Consider the following 18,806-nt stretch of genomic DNA (forward strand, 5'->3'; position numbering starts at 1 on the left):
AAGGCGGATTTATTTAGATATGTTCTAATTACAATCTGACAACACTTGAGCTCTGTCCGGCAGCGGGAAGACATGGGCGCGCCCGGGCAGCAGCTCGATGCCGACCTGCTCGCCCGGGACGGCCTCCGGCGGGAGGTCGAGGCGAAGCGGCGCGCCGAGGCCCGCGACCGCGATGTCCAGGCGCAGGCGCGGCCCCGCGAAGGCCCGGCCCAGGATCCTGGCCGGCACCCCGGCACCCGCCGGCCCGAGGCGGATCGCCTCCGGGCGCAGGCAGACCTTGACCGCGCCCTCCGGCACGGCGTCGGGCCGGGGCAGCGTGCCGAGGGGTGTCGCGACGTGGCCGTCGACGGCGCGGCCCGGAATCTCGATGATCTCGCCGAGCGCCCGGGCGGCGAACGGCGTCGCCGGCGCGGCGTACAGCGCCTCGGCGCTGCCGCTCTGGACGATCCGACCCCGGTGCATCAGGACGATGCGGTCCGCGCAGGCGACCGCCTCGGCCGCGTCGTGCGTGACGAGGATCGCGCCGATGCCGTCCCGCCGCAGGACCGCCAGGGTGTCGGCGCGGACACGCTCGCGGGTGCCGGCATCGAGGTTCGAGAACGGCTCGTCGAGGAGCAGCACCCGCGGACGCGGGGCGAGCGCCCTGGCGAGCGCCACCCGCTGCGCCTCTCCGCCCGACAGCGTGCCCGGATAGCTGTCGGCGCGGTGTGCCAGCCCGACCTGATCGAGGCGCTCGCGGGCGATGTCCCGCGCGTCCGCGCCGCGGAGATGGGCGAGGCCGAAGCGGACATTGGCCAGCACGGTGAGGTGGGGAAACAGCGCGTAGTCCTGGAACATCAGGCCCACGCCGCGGCTCGCGGGCGGCGCGTTGCGGCCGCGCCCGGCGACGCGGCGATCGCCGAAGGCGATCTCGCCCGCGTCCGGCGCGTCCAGGCCGGCGATGAGCCGCAGCAGCGTGCTCTTCCCGCAGCCGGAGGCGCCGAGCACCGCCAGGATCTCGCCCGGACCGAGCGTCAGCGACACGTTGTCCAGCGCCAGCGTCCGGCCGTAGCGTCGGCTCACGCCCGACACCGCGAGTTGCCCCGCGGCGGGACCTGAACCGGCGCCGGGCGACGCGTCGGTCGGAGAAGTCTTGCGGCGTCGAAACACGGGCAGGAGATCCGGCGGGCGATGGGCCCTCGATCGAGAACGGGTGGAGTCACCGTTCTCATCCGGCCCTCCGGCACGGCGCGGCCCGCCGGGCGGTGCGGCTCCAGGGTGTCGTTGGTTGGGCCGCCCCGGTACCTGACGTCCGGCTGTCTCGGCCCCGGTCTCCGGCACCGCGGGTCCGGGGGGCGTAAGAAGGCTTGCCGGTGGGTCGTGCCCGGAAGTCCTGCCCGCGAGACTTGCCGCGGGGGCGTGTCCTCCCGGCTGCGCGGCCACACCGTATCGGTCGGCTCAGCACGCGACACGGCGGACGGTGCACGGCGCAATCGGTCATCGGCACGCCGGGAGCCGCTCTTGCCGAGGGATCGCGTTGTCCGGTCGATCGCGGCTCGGTGCCGACAGGTCAGGCGCGCGGAGATCCCGCGCTCTGCATTCATCAAATCAATCGAATTTGAAAGGTCATGGCAGCACTATTGAATTGGTTCGCTGCCATACTCCTCGCGTGCGGTGGGGGACATCATGCGCGCGTGGCTGGTGGCAGGTGTGGTGATCTCTACACTTGTGGGTAGCATCGACACCGTCGAGGCGCGCGGGCGCGGGCGTCTGTTCTTCGGGCGGTCGTCGACGGCGCAGCGACCCGCGTTGCCTCCGTCTGTCGCCGCGACCCACACGGCCCCGAGCGGCCGTGCCGGCTACCGTCCCACCATCGCGATCGCGCCGGCCCCCATCGCTGCGGCCGTTCCTGCGGCGGCCGCGGCAGCGGTGGCGAACACGCCGGCCGAAGCGCGCGAGCCGGAGCTTCGGCCACAGCACACCCTCCTCCGCCCGCCGGCCGAAACGCCGCGTGTCCAAGCGGTGCGCGCCGTCGCCCCGAGTTGCGAGACCGGGAGGCGCGTCGGCGGCGTCGACAGGGCGGAAGCCGGCTTCTGCCTGATCAACTAGGTGTTTGATCCCGCCGGTCGATCCCTCAGCGGTCCAACTCCGGGTCTGGCCGGGGATTACTGCGCGCGTCCCGGCCCGTCTCTCAAGCCGAGCCGCAGAGCCCGCGCGAACAGGTCGCTGAGCGTGATCCAGTCAGCACCGTCGATCCGCCAGCGCGCGCAGTCGTCATCCGGCTCGACCGTGTACCCGCGGCACCGAAGCACGGCGACCGCGTCGAGCACCGGGTCATCCCCTTCGCCCAGGTGGGCATCCTCTCGGTCATGGGCGTGGGTCAAGGCTGACGCTCATCACATCCGCGAGTTGAAAGAGGAGGTCGCCCACGACACCGATCGGCAGCAGGACGCAGAACTCACTGTCGTCGGGCGACCGCAATCGGATCGCCAGTGTGCCGCCGCCGTCGATGACCTCGACCGAGCGCACCGCCGCAGCGCCCAGCACGTAGGGGACCGCGCTGTCCGAGACCGTCATACTCGGAGGCCGATCACGCGATTTCCATCTCGAGCGCGACGTCGGCCAGATAGGCCGCGATGCGCGCGCTCGCCCGGGTGTCCGACGCTTCGATGATGAGGCCGGCGCCGCCGGGCAGGACGTCGTAGCGCCGGAGAACGGATTCGGCCTTGAGCGCCGCCTCGCGCTCCGAGGTCGCGCGCAGGACGCGCCGATCGCCCTCGATGCGGATCAGGATGCGGAAGGGAGCGCGCTTCATGCTGGGACCGCCTCGGCCATCTGACCCGCGCCGTCGCGGCTCGATGGGTCAGTTACGGCGAGGCTGGCAAAACCGTTCCGCGACGGAGCGGGGGGAGAGTGAGGGGGACGTCGACCGCTTCGTGGAAGCCCGAGTGACGTTCAGGACGCCCGAGATCGGTCGGTATCTCGAACGGCATCCGTTTCACGCAGCCCTGACATTGGTCAGAAGCCGAACAGGGACGCGGTATGGGCGCAGGCGACTAACCTCTGAGGCACGTGCTCATGAACGCCTTGCGCTCGGCGCCCTTGAGGCTCTTGGCCGAGGCATCCGCATTGCAGCTCTTCATCTTCATCTGCTGCGGCGTCAGCTCCTTGGCCGGCGCGGCGCTCTTTCCCGCGAGGCAATCCGCCATGAAGCTCTTGCGGGCGGCGCCCGACAGCCGTTGCGTCCCAGCATCCACGTTGCAGGATTTCATCCGATCCCGCTGCGCGGTCTGAGCCGCCGAGGGTGCGGGGGCCTGCGCTCGGACGGACACCGTGCAGGCGAAGACGAGGGCCGAGGCGAGAGCGAGCGTACGCACGGTGGAGGACCTCCGGTGATGCGGAGAACCCTAGCGACCTGCGGTTGTACGAGCCAGCGTCAGTGCCGCGTCTGTCCCATCAATTCGCGGCGAGGTCTCGCCACCGCCGTCGTCGAATGGTCACGAGGCTATGCCTTCGTTCGCCGAGCCCGATGTCTCCAGAGGTCCTGGTGCGCTCTGTCATCTGCGCCCTCGCTGGCATCACGCTCGTTCTCATCGCACCGGTCGGCCGTGCCTTGGCCGAACCGGCCGCGGATCCGCTGGCGACGGCCGCGCGGGTCGCCGCGGAGGGCCTCGCCATCGGTTCACCCTCCGGCGCAGGCGGCGATCCGCAGACCTCGGTCGCTCAGCCCGTGTTCTCGGCCGGTCGCGCGGCGGAGGTCACGACCTCGTTCCAGCCCCTCCTCGGGGCCGCCGGCGATCCCGGCGGGTACCGCGCCTTCCTGGAGAGCCGCGGGATCACCTTCGGCCTGATCAGTGTGGCCGAGACCTACCGCAACCTGCGCGGCGGCCTGCGGCGGGGTTCCACGGGCCTGACGCTGCTCGATCTCGACGTCGATGTCGATCTCGACACGCTCGCCGGGTGGAAGGGGGCGACGGCCCACGCCACCGTCTACCAGATCCAGGGCAGCGGAGCCTCCCGCAGCCGCGTCGGCAACCTCATGACGATCAGCGAGATCGAGGCCCTGCCGGCTTCGCGGCTCTCGGAGCTGTGGCTGGAGCAGAGCCTGTTCGACGACAGGCTGTCCGTCCGTATCGGCCAGCTCTCCGCCGACACCGAGTACATGGTGAGCCAGACCAGCATCCTGTTCACCAACGGTACCTTCGGCTGGCCGGAGATCTTCGCCGCGAACATGGTGGACGGAGGGCCGGCCTATCCGCTCTCGGCGCCGACCGTCCGCCTGAAGTACGTCCCGACGCCCGATCTCTCGTTCCAGGCGAGCGTGATCGACGGCACACCCGGCGGCGGCCGTCCCCGCTCGGGCGTAGACCCGCAGCGCCGCAATCCGAACGGTATCCGCTTCCCCGTCTCCGACCCCCCGCTCGTCATCGCCGAGGTCGCCTACGCCTACAACACCCGTCCGGGTTCCGAAGGCCGGCCGGGCACCGTCACGCTGGGCGGCTGGCACCGCTTCGGCCGCGTCGATGCCCTCACGCCGGATCCGGTGAGTGGCCTCGATCGGAGGGTTTCGGGCAATTCGGGCCTCTACGGGCTCATCGACCAGACGATCTACCAAGAGCCGGACGATCCCAACGACGGCGCCAGCGTCTTCCTGCGTGCGTCCGTCTCGCCGGGGGACCGCAATCTGGTGGATCTCTACATCGACGGCGGCATCGCCTATCGCGGCCTGATCCCCGGACGGTCGGACGACACGCTGGGCCTCGCCGTCGGCATCACCCGCATCTCCCCGGCGGCACGCCGGCTCGATGCGATCGCCGCGCTCCAGAGCACGACACCCGCACCCCGCCGGAGCGCCGAGATCTTGCTCGAGGCGACCTATCAGGCCGTGCTCGCGCCCGGCATCGCCCTGCAGCCGACCGTGCAGTACATCGCCCATCCGGGTGGCGGGATCGCCAATCCGCGCGATCCTGACGGCAAGCGGGTGCGCGGCGCCGCGGTGTTCGGCCTGCGTGCCATCACCCGCTACTGAGGTGAACGCGGCCCGCTTGCGTGCCCCCGCGCGCCGAGCGCGTTGCGGTCTCGGGAGGAGCGCGGCGGTTCGGCGCGAGCTCACGTCCGCGGGTGCGGGACGTCGCGCGCGGGAAGCCGCCTGTGTGGCCGCGGTATCGGAACGCCCCGTCGGCTGACGGGTTTGTGAGCCGGCAGAAGGGGTCAGGTGAAGGTAGCGGTATGGCATCGATCCGGGAGATCGCGGACACGCTGAGGAGGATCGCCGCGCCGGGCATGAAGCCGAAGGCGATCCGTTCCGCCATCCGTGAGCGGCATCCGGAGGCGAGCAAGAAGGAGATCGTCCGCGCCGCGTTCTACGCCGTGACAGAAGGGCGGACCGCTACCGAGGGCGCGACCGCGGAGCTTCACGACTTCGCGCTGGCTGAGCGCATCGCCGAGGACAACGCGGACGTGGTCTTGAAAGCGAGCAAGCGCAAGAGGAAGAAGCGCTCGTCGGACGCATCGGACCGATCGCCGGCGCACTGAGCAGGGCGCGCATCGTCCGGTCTCTGCACGCTGGAGATCAGCTTCCGGGACACGTGCCGATACGCTCTGACGGCAGGGTCGGGTCGGTGGGAGGCCGTCCGCATTCGCAGCGGTCGCGCTCCACGGCGGCCATTCCGCTCTCGGCCAGCTTCCGTCATCGCGCGACGCCCGCCTGAACGTCTCAGATGGATGGCTTCCGGCTGGTCCGCCTTCGAGCGACATGGGTTCGAGGCAGACGTCGTTGTCGTCTCCTCTCTCGCTGTCTGCGCGCAGGCCACCCTGCAAGATGTCCCCCGACGAACGCGTCGCGCGCGCCTGCGGATGACGCGTCCAGACCGGCGGGGCGGCCTACTTCAGGAGGCCGTTCGCCAAGCACCGGAAGGCCTCGGTGGCCCTGGCGAGGACGGCCGGCGGATCGTCGGACGCGGCGACCCAGAGCGCGGCGTTAAGCGCCGCGCCGTTGATCAGGCGCGCCGCGGCCTCGGCATCGACAGGCTTGACCGTCCCGGCCTCCACGAGGGCCTGGATCGTCTCGGTCGTCGTGCGCAGGCAGGCGGTCTGGCCCGGCCACCGCGACGGATCGCCCAGCACTGCCGGTCCGTCGAGGAGCACGATGCGCTGGATCTCCGGCTCGAGGGCCAACTCGATGTAGGCGACGCCCTCGTCGAGGAAGCCGAGCCAGGGCGTTGGCGCCCTCGCGCGCGCGACCCGCGCCTTAGCGACCATCTCGGCGTCGAGCTGCGCGATGACGGCTTGAAGCAGGCCCTTCTTGTCGCCGAAGTTGTGATAGAGCGCGCCACGCGTCAGGCCGGCCGCTTCCGTCAGCTCATCCATCGACGCCGCTGCGTAGCCCTTCTCGGCAAAGGCTGCACGCGCCGCGCGGATCAGCCGCGCGCGGGTTTCCTCCATCTTCAGCGCGCGCCGTCCCGATGCCACAGGATGCCTCGATCCTTCACGTAGGCCCGCATGTGTTGACATACGTCGCGTATGTCACGATGCCCCTACATACGCGGCGTATGTGAATGGTGCCGCGAGGTCGATGGAAGCCATCGGCACCCTTCGCAGAGGACACGCGATATGTCGAAGCGCGATGCAGTCTTTCCGCCCGGACGGCAAGCCCTTTACGACAAGCACCGCTACTCGGCCGCGATCCGGTCCGGCGACCTGCTTTTCGTCTCCGGCCAAGTCGGCAGCCGCGAGGATGGCTCGCCTGAACCGGATTTCGGCGCGCAGGTTCGCCGTGCCTTCGACAGGCTGAACGCCGTTCTCGCGGCGGCCGGCTGCAGTTTCGACGACGTAGTGGACGTGACAACCTTCCACACCGACCCTGAAACGCAGTTCGACACAGTGATGGCGGTACGCGACGTAATGATCGGCCAACCGCCCTATCCGAACTGGACTGCCGTCGGCGTGACCTGGCTCGCGGGATTCGACTTCGAGATCAAGGTCATCGCCCGTCTTCCGACCCCGGTCTGAGTCGGTGTTCGGCTCGGACGATGCCGGGAAGAATCGCCAAGCCGCTTGTTCCTCCACGGTCCCGATACCGGCATCATCGTCGATGAGACAGATTTAGACGATCGCTCCTGACCCCGTACGAACTTTGAACTTGGATCACCGCGTGGGGTCCATCACCCAGCGAGGAGCCCCGCCGATTGGACCACCACAACCGCGAGCATGCAGACCGCCGCCGCGGCCGCCGCGTACGACACGATTTTCGTGAATCCCTTCATGGATCTCCTCCTGACAAATCGGATCTTCGGGCGTCGACAGAGATCGCGGCGCGCGACCGCGCTCCGGGAAGGCAAGACGGCCCGGAGCGCCGCGTCACACACCGTATCGGGGTGTCACGTCGTCAACGCTCCTCGGTGGCGAGCGTAAACAACGACAGGAAGATTCGGTTCACCTCGGATGCGCGCGTTCTGTCCTCGAGCGACAACTTGCCGCCCGCGACGCGGCACGCCCTGGAACTTCGCAGGCGATGAGTGAACGGGACGCGCGGCCCGCGCAGGGGCGCACGGGGCGTCCATGACCGGCCCGGTGCCGACGCCCGTCGCGCGAGCGGCCCGAAGACGTCCTCCCCTCCCCTGCCTGTCTCGCTCCACTTCGCATCGATCTGTCTCGGGCGGTCACCGACCGCGTCGTCGCGGGCCGCGACCGGATGCCCGACCGTCTCCGGATCACGGGACCTTGCCGGTCAGCGACGCCACCATCCGACGCGTCGCCGCACCACCATCCCGATCCTGCGGTGCGCGGCTCGCATCTGGGTCGTCCCTGCCGATCGGTTCACGCCGCCTCACGGGCGCGCGGGTTACGGTCCGCCGCTGGAAGCGCGTCGGCGAGGTCCCGAGCAGGCCGGGTCGCCACCCTTCGGCTGATCGCCCGCCTCGCGTCTCTGTCCAGTGGCGTCCGAGCGCGCCCGAGACGCGTCGCCGGTCAGTGGCCACCCAATGCGCTGATGCCGGGCCTTGCGACGCGACCGCTTACAAAAATCAGCGCCCCCGGGTCCGCTCCTGAGAAAACTCAGCGCGGCCCCAGCGGTGTCCGACGGCGCGGGACTTACAAAAATCAGCGCAGGTGGACGCGCTTGCCGCGGTTTGGAAGGTCGCCAAGCGCCCTCACCCGTCACCGACGGCGTGCGCCACGCTGACTTTTGCCAGCGGACGGTCGGCGAGCGCTGATTTTTCGCACTCGCGCCGCCGCGACCGGCGCCAACGGCGGTCGCAGCCGTGCCGGGACGCCGTCGCGGCTCGACCGCTGTGCGGCCGTAGGCCGCCGACGCTGAGTTTTGTAAAGAATCCCGGTCGGCGCGCTGAGATTTGGAAACCCGATGATTGCGCCCGGTCGGCGACTCGCGACTGATAGCCTCCAAATTGCCCTGTGCTCGGCACGAGGAGAGCGAGACCGGCATGAACGCGGCAGAGACCCGCCAGCTGAGCCTGTGGGAGCAGAGCCTGCTGCGCCCCGAGGCCGGAGCTGACCGGCCGACGACCGGGCTCGGTCCCGCGCTCGACGGCCGCATGGATGTGTCGTTCCTCCACAAGGGCTTCTGCATCGCCGGCCTGCCGCTGCGCCGGCCCAAGAACACGATGGAGCCGTGGAACCGGCGCGACGGTCGCTTCTCGCTGACCGTCGAGCCGGCCCGGTTCGTCCTGCCCAACGGGCGCCAGATCGAGGTGGGCGTCCCGTTCGGACCCAAGGCGCGCCTCCTCTCCATGTGGCTGGCCACGGAGGCCCGCGATCCGCGCCGGAGCGCCGGCGACCGCTGGATGGAGATGGGGCGGATCACCGAGTGGTTGAAGGCCGTCGGTTTGCCGGTCACGGGCGGCGAGCGGGGCTCGATCGGGCCGACCAAGGACCAGCTCGTCCGGCTGAGCTTCCCCATCTTCACGATGGTCCTGAACGGCGACGAGGGCGGCCACGTGTTCAAGCGCGAGAGCCTGATCGAGGGGGGCGCGTTCAAGGATGACGACCTCGAGGTCTGGGCTGCCGGGGGACACAGCGCCATGCGCTGGCCGGAAGCGCTGATGCTCAGCCAGAACGCCTACGACCGCTTCACGCGGCACTCGATCCCGGTGCCGACCGCCAGGCTGCGCCAGGTCGCCCACAACGCCATGGCGATCGATATCCTCGTGTACCTCTGCTACCGGCTGCCGCTGCTGTCGCGCGGGGAGAGCGAACTGCTGACCTGGCGCGATCTGATGGCGCAGTTCGGCTCCTCGGAATTCGCCTCCCGCTTCAAGCAGGCCTTCTCGGAATCGATCAAGCGCACCCTCGACGCGTACCCGGAAGCCAACGTCGCGATGACGGCCGAGGGTCTGGTGCTGCGGCACTCGGACCCGGCGGAGCTGCGGCGCGCCTTCGTCGCCGTCGCGGGGGGCCCGACCCGTCGCGCCCGTGCCGCGCCGCGGGCGCGCAAGGCCGCGCGGGTCCCGGATCAGACGGGCCCCTGCGAGAGCGCGGACCTGCTGACGCCGGCCGGTGCCGCGCGCGCCTGACGGCGGCCCACCCCCACTCCTCTAGACGGAGCAACCCGGCAAAAGAAAAGGCCCCCGAGACGTTCGCCCCGGAAGCCCTCTCTGTCGTCTGGACAACCTCAGAGAATCACTCCCGGACATCGCCGTCAACCACGCGACGCGGCCATCGCCTCGGCGGGCGCTGCTCTCTTGCCTCATCGCGGGCGAGGACCATGCTTCCCGGACACGAACCCACGACGCCCTTCGGGCGGCGACCGCTCTCGCTCGGCATGATGGCCGCGCAGGCGGCGGCCAAGGCCTGCCCCGACGACGCGGTCGGGCACAAATGGCGCATCTTCCGCGACGTGACCGAGGCGAAGGATCACCTCGCCGTCTCGGACCGCGCCCTCGCGGTGCTGAGCGCGCTGCTCACGTTCCATCCCGAGACGGCGCTGTCGCCCGGCTCGCCGCTCGTGGTCTTCCCGTCGAACCGCGAATTGTCGCTGCGGTCGCACGGCCCGTCCCCGGCGACGCTGCGGCGCGCGCTGGCCCAGCTCGTCGCGGCCGGCCTGGTGATCCGGCGGGACAGCCCGAACGGCAAGCGCTACGCGCGCCGCGACGGTGCCGGCGCGATCGCGCGCGCCTTCGGGTTCGACCTGACGCCGCTCGTGGCGCGCGCGGGGGAATTCGCCGTTCTTGCCCGGGCGGTGCGGGCGGCCGCGCGCCGGCGCCTGCTCCTGCGCGAGGAGATCGCCCTGCACCGCCGCGACCTGTCGAAGATCCTCGCCCTGGCCGCCGAATCCGGATGGTCCGGGCCCTGGGCGGCGCTCGCGGACCGGTTCGCGGCCTGCGGCGGCATGCCGGGTCGGACCGCCGGCGAGCCCCACCTGCACGCCGCCGCCGAACCGCTGCGCGCGCTGCGCCGGGAGGTGGACAAGTGGCTGCCAAGTTTGGCGAATGCGCCGAAAATGGTCGGCACTGCGTCTCACGGTGAGCGCCACCATCAGAATTCAGATCCAGATCCTGCTGACGATTCTGAACGGTGCCCCCGGCGAGGCCCGGCCGGAGCCGCGCGAGCCGACGTCGCTCCCGCGCCCGGCCAGCCGCGTCCCCTCCCCGCGCCGGTCCCCTCTTCCCTCCCCTCGCCCCTGCCTCTGCCGATAGTGCTCGAGGCCTGTCCCGACGTCGTGCTCTACGCCCGCGACGGTATCCGGAGCTGGTCCGATCTGGCCGGCGCGGCGGAGGTCGTTCGTCCGGCGCTAGGAATCGGCCCGGACGTCTGGGAGGCGGCCCTGGCCGCGATGGGGCGGGACCACGCGCTGGTGGCGCTGTCGGCGATCCTCCAGCGCGCCGAGTCGATCGGCGCGCCCGGCGCCTATCTCCGCGATCTGACGCGGAAGGCCCACTCCGGCCGGTTCTCGGCCTGGCCGATGCTCTTCGCCCTGTGGCGCCAGCGCCGTCGAGCGTCAGCCGACGGCCCAAGCGGTCCCCTCCGCGTCGCGGGAGTTGACCGCGGTCAACACGCTCGCCCGCTCGGAAGCGGGGCGGCGCGAGCGTCAACATTCTGTTAAGGTTGACTGTGATCTTGTCACGGTGCGGCGGCGTTTGCGGCCGCGAAAACCGTGACAGGAGTTCGGAACCGTGGCCAGCCCCGCGGCGCTCGCCGCCCTACCCTCTTCGGGGTCAACCTCCATGGCGATGCACGATCTGATCGCCGGCGACGCGCAGGCGCTGTCGGCCAAACTGCAGTCGCACCGGCAGCGGCTGTTCCCGCCCGAGGCGCGCAAGCAGCTGCGGCGATTCTCGTCCGGCGAGGCCGCCAAGCTGATCGGGGTCGACGACGGCTACCTGCGGCGCCTCTCGCTCGACGGCAAGGGGCCCGCTCCCGAGATCGGGCCGTCCGGGCGGCGATCCTACTCGAGCGCCGACATCCAGGCGCTGCGCGGCATGCTGGACGAGGGGGCCAAGACCGGCCGGCGGTACCGGAAGGAGCGGCGGGCCGAGGAGCATCTCCAGATCATCGCGGTGGTGAACTTCAAGGGCGGCTCGGGCAAGACCACCACGGCGGCCCATCTCGCGCAGCACATGGCGCTGCAGGGCTACCGCGTCCTCGCCGTCGATCTCGACCCGCAGGCGAGCCTGTCGGCCCTGCACGGGATCCAGCCCGAATTCGACGTGCGGGACAACGAGACCCTCTACGCCGCGATCCGGTACGACGCGGCGCGCCGTCCCCTGACCGACGTCATCCAGAAGACCTACTTCCCAGGGCTCGACCTCGTTCCGGGCAATCTCGAGCTGATGGAGTTCGAGCACGAGACACCGCGCGCCCTCCTCCAGCGGAGCAGCGACGGCGATTCGCTGTTCTTCACGCGCTTCGCCCAGGCCCTGGCGCCGGTCGCCGACCGCTACGACGTGGTCGTGGTCGATTGCCCGCCGCAACTCGGCTACCTGACGCTCTCGGCCCTGTGCGCGGCGACCAGCGTGCTCGTCACCGTGCATCCGCAGATGCTCGACGTGATGTCGATGTGCCAATTCCTGCTGATGACCTCCGAGATGCTCGGGGTCGTCGCCAAGGCCGGCGGCGACATGAACTACGACTGGATGCGCTACCTCGTCACGCGCTACGAGCCGACCGACGGTCCGCAGACCCAGATGGTCGCGTTCATGCGGACCCTGTTCGGGGAGCGCGTGCTCACCAACGCGATGCTGAAGAGCACGGCGGTCTCGGATGCCGGCATCACCAAGCAGACCCTGTTCGAGGTCAGTCGCGACCAGTTCACGCGCGCGACCTACGACCGCGCGATGGAGAGCCTGGACGCGGTCAACGGCGAGATCGAGGCGCTGATCCGCACGGCATGGGGACGCTGATCCGATGGCCCGCAAGAACCTCCTCGCCGGCCTGCTCGATCCGGCCGACCAGACCGAGTTGACCGCGGTCAACTCGCCCCGCGACGACGCGGCGGCCGGGCGATCGGAGCGGGGCCCCGCCCCGGCCGTTCCCAGCTTCACCGGCCGCGGCGCGGTCGGCGCGATGAGCCGGTCCCTGGAGCGCCTGACCTCCGAGGTCGTCTCGGCGCGCGCCGCGGAGGACCAGCTCAGGTCCGGCAGCGTCGCGGTCGATCTCGATCCGAGCCTCGTCGACCCGTCGCCGGCCCCCGACCGGCTGCCGGTGATCGACGGCCCCGGCGAGGACGCTTTCGTCGCCGTCATCCGGGCGCAGGGGCAGCAGACCCCGATCCTGGTGCGGCCCCATCCCACCGTCAGCGGGCGCTATCAGGTCGCGTTCGGCCACCGGCGGCTGCGGGCCGCCGCCGCGCTCGGCCGACCGGTCCGCGCGCTGGTGCGGACGCTCACGGATGCCGAACTCGTCGTCGCCCAGGGTCAGGAGAACAACGCGCGGGCCGATCTCAGCTTCATCGAGCGGGCCGCCTTCGCCCTGACGCTGGAGCGGCTCGGGCACGGGCGCGACGTGATCATGGCCGCCCTGCTCGTCGACAAGACCGAGCTGTCGCGCCTGATCGCGGCGCGGCGCGCCCTGCCCGATTCCGTGATCGCCGCCATCGGTCCCGCCCCGAAGGCGGGACGCCGCCGGTGGATGAGCCTCGCGGATCGCCTCGCCAGCCCGGAGATGCGGGCGCGGGTCGATGAGATCGTCGCCGCGGACGCCTTCGCGACCCTGTCCTCCGACCAGCGGTTCGTGCGCGTGTACGCGGCCGTGGCGCCGGTCCCGGCCCTGGCGCCGCCGGTGGTCCGCGCGGGGCCGGAGGCGGGGCTGGCGGAGGACGGGCGCCGCTTGGCGCGCATCGAGCGGACCCCGACGACCGTGGGCGTGATCATCGACGAGACGCTCCATCCCGCCTTCGGCGACTTCCTCGTCGCCCGCCTCCCGGAGCTGTTCGCGGCCTACGAGCGCGAGCAGGCGCGCGGTCCGGAGCGATCCGGGCTCTGAGGTCGCGCCGCGCGGGCCTCGCGCCGCCGGGGCGGACCGGTCGCGAGGCCGCCGGTCCCCGAGATCCGCCGCGCGCGATCCCCCGCACGGGGGAGGGGGCTCCGGCGCGCTGCGTGAGGCGCCGGCTACCTGCAGGCCTCGGCCCGTTTGTCGATCAGGCCGCGCAGCCCGGAGAGGCTGATCTCCTCCGTGATGGCCTCGTGCCATCGGTCCAGCAGGCGGATGCTGAAGCGTCGACCGGCCAGAATGTCTTTCAATACGTCCCCATTCAGCGTGATAACTCCGGCGTCCTGCATCTGCGTTGTGGGAAACATCGCGTTTGAAACAGCTCCGTCGTCGATCCGATACTGATAATTGAAGATGGAATTCTTCGGTAGGCCGGTGATCTCGATGCGGTCGCCGACGATCTGGATGCGCGACCGCGCCTTCGGCGCCAGAACGCAGGCGGCGTCGCCGCTCGACGGGGCCGCCGATTTCCTGAGCACCCAGTCGCCCTCGCCGACGACCGTCTGTCCGGCCTCCTGAGCGTGGCCCGGGCCCGCGACAAGGCAGAGTGCGACGGCGCAGATCGTGACCCTCATGAACGACATCCCCGCTTCACCCGCCGGTCCGGCCCTGGGACCAACATCGTTCGCGCGGCGGCGCCGTCGATCTGAGACACATTCGCCCGGTCACCGGCAGGCGCGCGCCGGCGGATCCGCGATCGGGTCCGCCCCGCCTCTGCGACTCCTCCGGGGCCCTCGGCGGCCCTACGGCGTCACGCCGGCCGACCGGAGCCGCGCCGCGAGGCGCGGATACACGCGCAGCGCGTTCCCGGCGTAGATCTTGGCCCGGTCCGCGTCCGGGATCGCCGCGGCCTCGACGTAGCGCTTGGTATCGTCGTAGGCGTGGCCGGTCTCGGGATCGACCCCGTTCACCGCGCCGACCATCTCGGAGGCGAACAGCACGTTCTCGCGCGGGACGACCTTGAGCAGCAGGTCGATGCCGGGCTGATGGTAGACGCAGGTGTCGAAGAAGACGTTGCGCATCAATTCGGACAGCGGCGGCCGCTTCATGTCCTGGGCCAGCCCCCGGTAGCGCCCCCAGTGATAGGGCACGGCACCGCCGCCGTGCGGGATGATGAGGCGCAGCGTCGGGAAGTCCTTGAACAGGTCCGAGGTCACGAACTGCATGAAGGCGGTGGTGTCGCCGTTGATGTAGTGCGCCCCGGTCGCGTGGAAGTTGGGATTGGCCGAGGCGCTGACATGCACCATGCCGGGCACGTCGAGCTCGACCATCTTCTCCCAGAGCGGGTACCAGAACCGGTCGGAGAGGGGCGGATCGGTCCAGTAGCCCCCGGACGGGTCCGGGTTGACGTTGCAGCCGACGAAGCCGAGTTCCTTGACGCAGCGCTCGAGCTCGGCCGTGCAGTTCTTGGGCGAGACACCCGGCGATTGCGGCAGCTGGCAGACGCCGACGAAGTTCTGCGGCATCAGGCTCGTCACCCGGTGGATCATGTCGTTCGACACGATCGACCAGTCGAGGCTGGTGCGGGCCGTGCCGATATGGTGGCCCATCCCGCCGGCCCGCGGCGAGAACAGCGCCAGGGAGATGCCGCGCTCGGACTGGAGCTTGAGCTGCCGCCCGCTCACGCTGGCGCGCACCGCGTCGTCGCTGACTTGCAGGTCCGACGGCTTGGGGGACTGGCCCGGGTCGTTGAGCGCGCCGATCTGGCGCTTGCGCCAGTCCAGCATGGCGGCCGGCTCGGTGGTGTAGTGCCCGTGGCAGTCGATCACCAGACCCGTGTAGCGCGACGGCTCGGCCCGCGCGGCGCCGGCCGTCAGCGCCACCCCCAGCCCCGCGAGGCGGCCCAGGAAGCCGCGCCGGGGCAGGCAGCACGCGCAGCCCGCGCCGGCGACCGGCGTGGCCGGATCGGCCGCCGCGATCATCGCGCGCCGCCCTCCGGCAGGGCGGCACGCTTGCGCAGCACCATGTCGCCCCGGAACAGGAACTTCTGCGCCCGCTTCCCGGTGTCGACCTCGGTGGTGAAGACGTTGCCCTTGGAGTCGATCGCGAGGTTGTGGACCCAGTGGAAGTCGCCGGCCATCCGGCCGTTGCGGCCGAAGCGGCCGAGGATCTCGCCGGTGTCGCGGCTCAGGGTGCGGACCTCGTTGTTGGCCCCGTCGGCGTTGAGCAGGTAGGTCTGGCGCTCGTCCGGCCACAGGGCGAGTTCCCAGACCGAGCCGTTGGCCCGGGTGTTCTTCTCGACGAACATCTCCTTCACGAAGGTGCCGTCCTTCCGGAACACCTGGATCCGGTCGTTGGTTCGGTCACACACGTAGACGAGGCCGTCGCGGGCGACCTGCACGCAGTGCACCGGGTTGGCGAATTGCTGGGACGGGGCCGCCGCCGGATCGTAGGGGCCGAGCTTGTCGTCGGTCGGCGGCTTGCCGTAGGCGCCCCACATCCGCTTGAACGCGCCGGTCTCCGCGTCGAACACGATGACGCGGTGGTTGTAGTAGCCGTCGGCCACGTAGAGCTCGTTCGTCTCCGGATCGACCATCATGCCGGCCGGCTTGCCGAGGCGGCTCGTGTCCCGGCTGTCGGTCTGCGGCCCCTGCTTGCCGATCTGCAGCACGAACTTGCCGTCCGGGGTGAATTTCAGGATCTGGCCGTCGGTGTCGCCGTTGCCGGCGAGCCAGACGAAGCCGTTGTGGTCGATGTGGATGCCGTGCTCGTTCTGGGGCCACTGATAGCCCTCGCCCGGGCCGCCCCAGGACTTCACCAGGCGCCCGGCCTGGTCGAAGATGAGGACCGGGGGCGCCGGCTTGCAGCAGCGGGTGCGGGGCGGATCGAGGCTCGCGGCCTTCTCGTCGTCGGTGAGGGTGCGCGGCCGCTGGATCACCCAGACATTGTCCTGCGCGTCGACCGCGACGCCCGCCGCCTGACCCATGATCCAGTCGTTCGGCAGGCGCTGCGGCCAGGCCGGATCGACCTCGAAGCGCAGCGGCTCCTCGGCGAAGGCCGGAACGGCGAATGTCAGCACTGTCAGCGAGGCCGCAGCCGTCAGCCGACGCAGCACGCGTCGCAGCATCTCGGTTTCCTCTCCCGATTTTTACTCAATTCGTGCCGCCATGAGAGGCTGAAAGGCCGCCCTCGTCCAGCATCGCGCAGCATATCCGGGTAACATCCCGGGACGCTTGCGCGCGGATGTTCCCGTCCGCGCGCGGTCCCGGCGGCCGCCGGGTCGCGCCGAGATGCGCGCCGAGATGCGCCCTGGGCGGCCCGAGGCTGTATCCTTCCCGCGCCGGCGGCGAACAGGGACGGTACGTCCCGCATCGACGAGTCCGGATGGAGGCGCCCCCATGATGACGCGCAGAACGCTGACCCGCACCCTTGCCGCCGGCGCGGCCGCCGCGCTGCTGCCCGGACCGGCCACCGCCCAGGACCTCCCGCGGGCGCGCAACGTCGTGCTGGTCCACGGGCTGTTCGCCGACGGGTCGTGCTGGTCGGAGGTGATCCCGCACCTGCAGGCGGCCGGCCTCTCCGTCACCTCCGTGCAGAACCCGCTGACCACCCTCGCGGAAGCGGTGGCCTCGGCGCAGCGCGTGCTGGCCCGCCAGGAGGGACCGACCGTCCTCGTCGGCCACTCGTTCTCCGGCATGATCGTGACCGAAGCCGGGATCGACCCGAAGGTCTCGGCGCTGGTCTACGTGGCGGCGCGGGCGCCGGACGCGAACGAGGATTACGCGGCGCTGGCGAAGGCCTACCCGACCCCGCCCGCCTCGGCCGGCATCGTGTTCGACGGCGACGAGGGGCGCCTGAGCGAGGCGGCGTTCCTGCGGGATTTCGCGGGCGACCTGCCGGTGGAGAAGGCGCGGGTGCTGTTCGCGGTCCAGCAGCCGTTCCGCAAGGCCCTGCTGACGGGACGGACCACCCAGGCCGCCTGGCGCTCGAAGCCGAGCTTCTACGCGGTGTCGACCGAGGATCGGACCATCGACCCGGACCTCGAACGGTTCATGGCCAAGCGCATGAATGCGCGGACCGTCGAGCTCCGGGCGAGCCACCTGTCCCTGATCTCGCGCGCTCCGGATATCGCGGACCTCATCCTCGAGGCGGCCGGCCAGCCCCCCCGTTGGCGCTGACCGGACGCGGCTCGCTTGCGGGCGCTCGTCCCTCTCTTCCCAGCGGCCCGGTCCGGAGTTCCCGTGCCTGGCCGGGCGGCGGGGAGGGGGCTGGGCTGCGTGCGGCGAAGGTCCCGGGATGTCCGGACGCGGTCCCTCGGCCCTACCTATCGGTCATCGGGCCGAAACGGATCTGGAGCGCGCGCATGCAGGACATCCCGTTGGGGGCGAAGGGGAGCTTCGCCATGCTGGTCGGGCCGTCACATCTGGCCAGCCAGTTCAAGGACAACATCCTGCCGCCGGTCTTCGCCACGCCGATGATGGTCCTGATCATGGAGAACGCGGCGCTGAACGCCGTCCGCCAGTACCTCGATCCCGGCGAGAGCGCCGTCGGGACCAAGGTGGACGTGACCCACATGGCGGCGACCCCGGTCGGGCACCGCGTCCGGGCGGAGGCCGAGGTGGTCGGTGTCGCCGGACGCCAGATCCAGTTCCGCGTCGCGGCCTGGGACGAGTCGGAGCAGATCGGGGCCGGGACGCACGAGCGGATGATCGTCGACATCGAGCGGCTCGGCAAACGTCTCGCCGCCAAACAGCCCGCCCCGTCGAAGCGCGCGTAGCGTCCGGGCCGTGGCCCCTGGCACCCGTGGGACCGGCGAGCCCGGCTCGGTGCCGACGGGCCTCGACCCTCAATCCGGGCGGCCCGCGCCAGCGGACTCGGTCTGCCGCACCGCGACGGCAGCCCTGATCGCCTCGTAATCGGCCTTCTTCAGGACACGCCGGGTCACGAGATCCTCCGGGGAGCCGTAGGGCCGGAACGCGACGATCCGGCGCCCGATCATGCCGGCCCCGAGGGCGTTCAGCTCCTCGACGGACGCTGTGTTGAGGTCGACGCCCTGGCCCGGAGAGGCCGGCGGCTGGCCGGAGCCCGGCGCGCCCTCGGCCTGCTGCGGCGGCGCCGCCGGCTTCGCCACCCCGCTCGCCGCGGGGGCATCTGGCGATGCGGGCGGCGATGCGGGCGGGGTTGCCGCCAGGGACGACGGGGGGGCGGCTGTCGCGTTCCGCGGTGCCGGGGCGACGCGCGGGGCGGATCCGGCGTTCGGCCCCGGATAGACGGACCGGATGGCCTCGCCCTGCGGGTCGATCCCGGATCGGTCCTGCTTGGACACGGGAATCGGTGTGGACGCCTGCCTGTCGCGGCTCGCGTGAGGGCGGGGCCCGTAGGAGATCCAGAGGCCCGCCAGGACGACTGCGGCCGCCGCCAGACCGGCGCTGATGGACAGCGTG

General features: G+C 70.9%; 20 protein-coding genes. 10 read left to right on the plus strand and 10 right to left on the minus strand.

All coding sequences use genetic code 11. From position 1 onward, the window contains the following. Positions 1 to 24 precede the first annotated feature (24 nt). Entirely contained in the window at positions 25 to 1,071 is a 1,047-nt protein-coding gene (locus tag ACLBYG_RS22885; protein WP_447683016.1) for an ABC transporter ATP-binding protein, read from the minus strand. Between the two features lie 594 nt (positions 1,072 to 1,665). On the opposite strand from ACLBYG_RS22885, the gene ACLBYG_RS22890 reads away from it, so the two are divergent. Then, positions 1,666 to 2,088: a hypothetical protein gene (locus ACLBYG_RS22890; RefSeq protein WP_447683017.1), complete on the plus strand. Its 423-nt coding sequence runs from the start codon at positions 1,666 to 1,668 to the stop codon at positions 2,086 to 2,088. Between the two features lie 56 nt (positions 2,089 to 2,144). Here ACLBYG_RS22890 and ACLBYG_RS22895 read toward each other — a convergent pair whose 3' ends face one another. From ACLBYG_RS22895 to ACLBYG_RS22910, 4 genes are all read right to left on the minus strand, one after another. After that, positions 2,145 to 2,363, minus strand: coding sequence for a hypothetical protein (locus ACLBYG_RS22895; RefSeq protein WP_020095937.1), 219 nt, complete (start codon positions 2,361 to 2,363; stop codon positions 2,145 to 2,147). After that, the gene (locus ACLBYG_RS22900) at positions 2,347 to 2,556 is read right to left on the minus strand and encodes a hypothetical protein (RefSeq protein ID WP_020095938.1); all 210 of its coding nucleotides are present in this window, start codon (positions 2,554 to 2,556) and stop codon (positions 2,347 to 2,349) included. Before ACLBYG_RS22900 ends, ACLBYG_RS22895 begins: the two co-directional genes overlap by 17 nt. Before the next feature lie 13 nt (positions 2,557 to 2,569). Beyond that, a complete protein-coding gene (locus ACLBYG_RS22905) occupies positions 2,570 to 2,794 on the minus strand; it encodes a hypothetical protein (protein WP_020095939.1) in 225 nt (74 codons plus the stop codon). A 241-nt stretch (positions 2,795 to 3,035) separates the two neighbouring features. Next, positions 3,036 to 3,356, minus strand: a complete 321-nt coding sequence (locus ACLBYG_RS22910; RefSeq protein ID WP_026605361.1) for a PsiF family protein — start codon at positions 3,354 to 3,356, stop codon at positions 3,036 to 3,038. A 152-nt stretch (positions 3,357 to 3,508) separates the two neighbouring features. On the opposite strand from ACLBYG_RS22910, the gene ACLBYG_RS22915 reads away from it, so the two are divergent. Then, on the plus strand, positions 3,509 to 5,008 hold the full coding sequence (locus ACLBYG_RS22915; RefSeq protein ID WP_447683018.1) for a carbohydrate porin: 1,500 nt from the start codon (positions 3,509 to 3,511) through the stop codon (positions 5,006 to 5,008). Between the two features lie 200 nt (positions 5,009 to 5,208). Continuing rightward, positions 5,209 to 5,514, plus strand: coding sequence for a hypothetical protein (locus tag ACLBYG_RS22920; protein ID WP_091927594.1), 306 nt, complete (start codon positions 5,209 to 5,211; stop codon positions 5,512 to 5,514). 348 nt (positions 5,515 to 5,862) lie between these two features. Here the strand turns inward: ACLBYG_RS22920 and ACLBYG_RS22925 are convergent, their stop codons facing one another. Beyond that, complete coding sequence (locus tag ACLBYG_RS22925) at positions 5,863 to 6,450, minus strand: TetR/AcrR family transcriptional regulator (RefSeq protein ID WP_447683019.1); 588 nt, start codon at positions 6,448 to 6,450, stop codon at positions 5,863 to 5,865. A gap of 141 nt (positions 6,451 to 6,591) precedes the next feature. Between ACLBYG_RS22925 and ACLBYG_RS22930 the strand changes: the two genes are divergently transcribed. The 5 genes from ACLBYG_RS22930 to repB all read left to right on the plus strand — a co-directional run bounded on the left by ACLBYG_RS22930 (position 6,592) and on the right by repB (position 13,416). Further along, positions 6,592 to 6,990, plus strand: a complete 399-nt coding sequence (locus ACLBYG_RS22930; protein WP_447683020.1) for a RidA family protein — start codon at positions 6,592 to 6,594, stop codon at positions 6,988 to 6,990. Between the two features lie 1,430 nt (positions 6,991 to 8,420). Beyond that, positions 8,421 to 9,509 (plus strand): replication protein RepA, encoded by a 1,089-nt coding sequence (locus ACLBYG_RS22935; protein ID WP_100253112.1) that lies wholly within the window; start codon positions 8,421 to 8,423, stop codon positions 9,507 to 9,509. A 191-nt stretch (positions 9,510 to 9,700) separates the two neighbouring features. Beyond that, positions 9,701 to 11,038 carry a plasmid replication protein RepC gene (gene repC, locus ACLBYG_RS22940; RefSeq protein ID WP_447683021.1) on the plus strand — a complete coding sequence of 446 codons (1,338 nt, stop codon included), beginning with the start codon at positions 9,701 to 9,703 and terminating at the stop codon, positions 11,036 to 11,038. Positions 11,039 to 11,159: 121 nt separating this feature from the next. After that, the gene (gene repA / locus ACLBYG_RS22945; protein WP_020096188.1) at positions 11,160 to 12,335 is read left to right on the plus strand and encodes a plasmid partitioning protein RepA; all 1,176 of its coding nucleotides are present in this window, start codon (positions 11,160 to 11,162) and stop codon (positions 12,333 to 12,335) included. 4 nt (positions 12,336 to 12,339) lie between these two features. Beyond that, positions 12,340 to 13,416, plus strand: coding sequence for a plasmid partitioning protein RepB (gene repB, locus ACLBYG_RS22950; RefSeq protein WP_447683022.1), 1,077 nt, complete (start codon positions 12,340 to 12,342; stop codon positions 13,414 to 13,416). A 125-nt stretch (positions 13,417 to 13,541) separates the two neighbouring features. On the opposite strand, the gene ACLBYG_RS22955 is transcribed toward repB, so the two are convergent. The 3 genes from ACLBYG_RS22955 to ACLBYG_RS22965 form a co-directional block, all read right to left on the minus strand. After that, entirely contained in the window at positions 13,542 to 13,997 is a 456-nt protein-coding gene (locus tag ACLBYG_RS22955; RefSeq protein ID WP_447683023.1) for a hypothetical protein, read from the minus strand. A 168-nt stretch (positions 13,998 to 14,165) separates the two neighbouring features. Next, positions 14,166 to 15,194 (minus strand): amidohydrolase family protein, encoded by a 1,029-nt coding sequence (locus ACLBYG_RS22960; protein WP_056524304.1) that lies wholly within the window; start codon positions 15,192 to 15,194, stop codon positions 14,166 to 14,168. Between the two features lie 146 nt (positions 15,195 to 15,340). Next, complete coding sequence (locus ACLBYG_RS22965) at positions 15,341 to 16,489, minus strand: hypothetical protein (protein ID WP_447683024.1); 1,149 nt, start codon at positions 16,487 to 16,489, stop codon at positions 15,341 to 15,343. 271 nt (positions 16,490 to 16,760) lie between these two features. On the opposite strand from ACLBYG_RS22965, the gene ACLBYG_RS22970 reads away from it, so the two are divergent. Both ACLBYG_RS22970 and ACLBYG_RS22975 read left to right on the plus strand, forming a co-directional pair. After that, positions 16,761 to 17,540 carry an alpha/beta fold hydrolase gene (locus ACLBYG_RS22970; protein WP_447683025.1) on the plus strand — a complete coding sequence of 260 codons (780 nt, stop codon included), beginning with the start codon at positions 16,761 to 16,763 and terminating at the stop codon, positions 17,538 to 17,540. Between the two features lie 185 nt (positions 17,541 to 17,725). After that, positions 17,726 to 18,139 carry a thioesterase family protein gene (locus ACLBYG_RS22975; RefSeq protein WP_091927586.1) on the plus strand — a complete coding sequence of 138 codons (414 nt, stop codon included), beginning with the start codon at positions 17,726 to 17,728 and terminating at the stop codon, positions 18,137 to 18,139. Positions 18,140 to 18,208: 69 nt separating this feature from the next. Here ACLBYG_RS22975 and ACLBYG_RS22980 read toward each other — a convergent pair whose 3' ends face one another. Beyond that, positions 18,209 to 18,493, minus strand: coding sequence for a helix-hairpin-helix domain-containing protein (locus ACLBYG_RS22980; protein ID WP_234083251.1), 285 nt, complete (start codon positions 18,491 to 18,493; stop codon positions 18,209 to 18,211). Between the last annotated feature and the right edge of the window lie 313 nt (positions 18,494 to 18,806).

The organism is Methylobacterium sp. D53M (genome assembly GCF_053345625.1).

What these genes read in the sequence shown, in the direction of transcription:
- ACLBYG_RS22890 (WP_447683017.1), top strand. Translation starts at nt 1,666, where the DNA reads ATGCGCGCGTGGCTGGTGGCAGGTGTGGTGATCTCTACACTTGTGGGT.
- ACLBYG_RS22970 (WP_447683025.1), top strand. Translation starts at nt 16,761, where the DNA reads ATGATGACGCGCAGAACGCTGACCCGCACCCTTGCCGCCGGCGCGGCC.
- repC (WP_447683021.1), top strand. Translation starts at nt 9,701, where the DNA reads ATGCTTCCCGGACACGAACCCACGACGCCCTTCGGGCGGCGACCGCTC.
- ACLBYG_RS22900 (WP_020095938.1), bottom strand. Translation starts at nt 2,556, where the DNA reads ATGACGGTCTCGGACAGCGCGGTCCCCTACGTGCTGGGCGCTGCGGCG.
- repB (WP_447683022.1), top strand. Translation starts at nt 12,340, where the DNA reads ATGGCCCGCAAGAACCTCCTCGCCGGCCTGCTCGATCCGGCCGACCAG.
- ACLBYG_RS22905 (WP_020095939.1), bottom strand. Translation starts at nt 2,794, where the DNA reads ATGAAGCGCGCTCCCTTCCGCATCCTGATCCGCATCGAGGGCGATCGG.
- repA (WP_020096188.1), top strand. Translation starts at nt 11,160, where the DNA reads ATGGCGATGCACGATCTGATCGCCGGCGACGCGCAGGCGCTGTCGGCC.
- ACLBYG_RS22935 (WP_100253112.1), top strand. Translation starts at nt 8,421, where the DNA reads ATGAACGCGGCAGAGACCCGCCAGCTGAGCCTGTGGGAGCAGAGCCTG.
- ACLBYG_RS22930 (WP_447683020.1), top strand. Translation starts at nt 6,592, where the DNA reads ATGTCGAAGCGCGATGCAGTCTTTCCGCCCGGACGGCAAGCCCTTTAC.
- ACLBYG_RS22975 (WP_091927586.1), top strand. Translation starts at nt 17,726, where the DNA reads ATGCAGGACATCCCGTTGGGGGCGAAGGGGAGCTTCGCCATGCTGGTC.
- ACLBYG_RS22920 (WP_091927594.1), top strand. Translation starts at nt 5,209, where the DNA reads ATGGCATCGATCCGGGAGATCGCGGACACGCTGAGGAGGATCGCCGCG.
- ACLBYG_RS22915 (WP_447683018.1), top strand. Translation starts at nt 3,509, where the DNA reads ATGTCTCCAGAGGTCCTGGTGCGCTCTGTCATCTGCGCCCTCGCTGGC.
- ACLBYG_RS22965 (WP_447683024.1), bottom strand. Translation starts at nt 16,489, where the DNA reads ATGCTGCGACGCGTGCTGCGTCGGCTGACGGCTGCGGCCTCGCTGACA.
- ACLBYG_RS22955 (WP_447683023.1), bottom strand. Translation starts at nt 13,997, where the DNA reads ATGAGGGTCACGATCTGCGCCGTCGCACTCTGCCTTGTCGCGGGCCCG.